This is a genomic window from Bartonella sp. AP331QHHD, from assembly GCF_042195905.1.
GTDB lineage: Bacteria > Pseudomonadota > Alphaproteobacteria > Rhizobiales > Rhizobiaceae > Bartonella.
Map to the genome: position 1 here is coordinate 1 of NZ_JBHIPG010000004.1, position 1,545 is coordinate 1,545.

The 1,545-nt window shown below is 45.2% G+C and carries 1 protein-coding gene; it reads left to right on the forward strand.

Annotated elements, in window-relative coordinates:
- A partial coding sequence (locus ACFIMS_RS00255) for a phage portal protein (protein ID WP_375696253.1) occupies positions 1-1,545 on the forward strand: 1,545 nt, incomplete at both ends.

A 1,545-nucleotide genomic window follows, 5' to 3' on the forward strand; every position in this document is an offset into this window, starting at 1 on the left:
AAGTGAATTGCTTACAGGAGCAGCAGAATGGTTTCGCGACATGGCACATGCTGAATATGCAGATAGTGATGCTTTCCAAGATGCTGTCATTTGTGGAATGGGGTGGACTGATACCCGCCTTGATTATGAGAACAGCCTCGATGGTGAACCGGTCATTACGCGTTTAGATCCTTTAAAAATGGTCTGGGATAGTGCGGCAGTGCAACCGAATTTAACCGATGCACAACGTTTGTGGTATGTAGACCGCAAGCCGTTAGAAGTAGCTAAGCAGATGTTTCCCAAATCTCATTGGACAGAGCTGAGTGCAGATTGGGCAAGGGATGGGAGCTCTCATGAAGGTGTTCACCATAATGATCTTGATTATTACAGTGATGAAGGGAGCATTGATGTTGAAAACGGTCGTCGGATGGTCACGCTTGTTGAATGCCGTTGGTTTGAAAGCGAGCGATATTACAAAGCGCCCGATTTAAGCACTGGAGAACTTCGTGATTATAGCGAGGAAGAATTTAAGCAGCTCCAGTGCATGATGCCCGATATTCAAGGGGCAGCTTTCAATAAAAAGGTTGTAAGACGTGCTTTTTTAGGGAGAAAGTTGCTTGAATCCCCCGATCAACCTTTAGTTCCAGCTGGTCAATTGGGTTGGGAGTGTATAACGGGGTATTTTGACAAGATAGAACGGCAATTTTATGGGGTTGTGCGCCCGACAAAAGATCCACAACGGTGGGCGAATAAATATTTTAGTCAAGTGATGTATATCCTTAATAGCCAATCCAAAGGGGGGCTTATTGTCGAGGAAGGGGCGTTTAAGGACATCAGGCAGGCTATGCAAGATTGGGCGCGGGCTGATGCGTTGCTAGTTGCTGAAGATGGCGCTCTTGCAGAAGGCAAGATACAACCAAAGCCTGTAGCACAGTTTCCAGAGGGCTTTTTCCAGCTGTTTAATGAAGCTAAGGAAGCAATTAATCAGGTGACGGGTTTATCACCCGAATTCATTGGTACAAGGGAAGTGACACAAGCGGGTATTTTGGAGGCACAACGACGCCAATCCAGTTTAAATCTGCTTGCTTGTCTGTTTGATGGTTTACGTTTGTATCGCAAGCGGCAAGGTAAGATTATTTTGCACCTTATACAGAATTACTTGTCCGATGGTCGTTTGGTACGGATATCTGGTGAAGAGAATGCGCAATATATTCCATTGACGCGTGAAGAAGTAACGAGTGTCGAGTATGACATTGTTGTTGATGATGCTCCAACCAGCCCGAATGAGAAAGAGCGCACCTTTGGTATCATCACACAGCTGCTCCCATTGCTTCAAAATGCGATTACGCCGGATATTATGCTTGATCTACTTCGTTATTCTCCATTGCCTGCGTCATTGCTTAATCGTGTGAGTGAGAAGATGCAACAGCAGCAAATGGCACAACAAGCCCAACAACAGCAAATGAATCCGGAACAAGAAATGAAGTTGCAGGAAAAGCAGCAAGATATTGCGGCTAAAAGTCAGATGCAACAGATGGATTTACAAGGCAAGCAGATTGAATTGGT